Annotated in this window: 1 protein-coding gene and 1 pseudogene; one reads left to right on the top strand and one right to left on the bottom strand. The window is 72.7% G+C overall.

Annotated elements, in window-relative coordinates; genetic code table 11:
- Window positions 1-97 precede the first annotated feature (97 nt).
- The gene (locus AB0O00_RS40345) at window positions 98-595 is read left to right on the top strand and encodes a phosphoribosyltransferase (protein WP_363659637.1); all 498 of its coding nucleotides are present in this window, start codon (window positions 98-100) and stop codon (window positions 593-595) included.
- A gap of 31 nt (window positions 596-626) precedes the next feature.
- Here AB0O00_RS40345 and AB0O00_RS40350 read toward each other — a convergent pair.
- Window positions 627-1211 (bottom strand): annotated as a pseudogene (locus AB0O00_RS40350) (hypothetical protein); the annotation flags it as partial.

Consider the following 1211-nt stretch of genomic DNA (forward strand, 5'->3'; position numbering starts at 1 on the left):
TCTCGGTGACCTGGCACCACAGCTGACCTGGCCCCACGACCGCTCCCCGGCGTGCCGGTGCTCGCCACCCGGCCGGGCGCCGGGGAGACTGGGCGCCGTGACCGACGTGCGCGAGACCTTGACCTACGAGACCTTCGGGCGGGCGGTGCGCGAACTCGCGCACGTGATCGCCGCCGACGGGTACGAGCCCGACCTTGTCCTGAGCATCGCCCGTGGCGGCGTGTTCGTGGCGGGCGCTCTGGCGTACGCGCTGGACTGCAAGAACATCCACCTCGTGAACGTCGAGTTCTATACGGGGGTGGGCACCACCCTGGAGATGCCCGTCATGCTGGCGCCCGTCCCCGCGGCGATCGACTTCACCGACAAGAAGGTCCTGATCGCCGACGACGTCGCCGACACCGGCAAGACCCTCAAGCTCGTGCACGACTTCTGCCTCGGCCATGTCGCCGAGGTGCGCTCCGCCGTGATCTACGAGAAGTCGCACTCGCTCGTGAAGTGCGAGTACGTGTGGAAGAAGACCGACGACTGGATCGAGTTCCCCTGGTCGACGGAGGGACCGGTGGTCAAGCGCGCCGGCCAGGTGCTCGACGCCTGAGCGGTGTCGCGGGGTGGCGGGGTGGGGGCCGTCAGCCGGCGGCCGGCTCGCGCCGCTCGAAGTCGGACAGCTGGTCGAGGTCGGGGCCGAAGCGGACGAGGAGGTAGAACGGGCGGGCCGCTTCCGCCGCCTTGTCGAGGGAGTCGAACCCGCGGTCGAGGGCGTGGAAGTCCGCCTCCGCTCCGGTGCTGCCCCACAGGTCGGTCAGGAGCTTCCTGATGGGCTCCAGCGACAGGCGGGCGCTGGAGTACGCGGGGTCCCGGCGCATCCGCTCCAGCTCCACCTCGTGGCAGGCCCCGGCGATGGCCGCGGCGTGCGTGAAGCCCGGGGTGTGCCGCAGGCGGTCGAGGAGCGGTTCGTCCGCCCGGATGCCGGGGGCGATCCGGAAGCTGCGGGCGAGGAACCGTTCCAGCTGCTCCTGCGGGGTGCAGCGCTCGCGCTCGCCGGCGGTGAGCCAGCGCTCCAGGAAGCCGAGTTCCCCGTCGGGGCGGTAGACGTTGCGGTGGGTGCCGTGTGCGACGGCCGCGGCCGGCGGGGCCGCGTCGGGCGAGGCGGCGGCGCACGTCGGGGCGCAATCGCGGGCCATCCGGTGGGGGCGGGCGGGGCGGGCGTAGGG

The sequence above is a fragment of the Kitasatospora sp. NPDC093558 genome (assembly GCF_040683475.1).
Taxonomy (GTDB): domain Bacteria; phylum Actinomycetota; class Actinomycetes; order Streptomycetales; family Streptomycetaceae; genus Kitasatospora.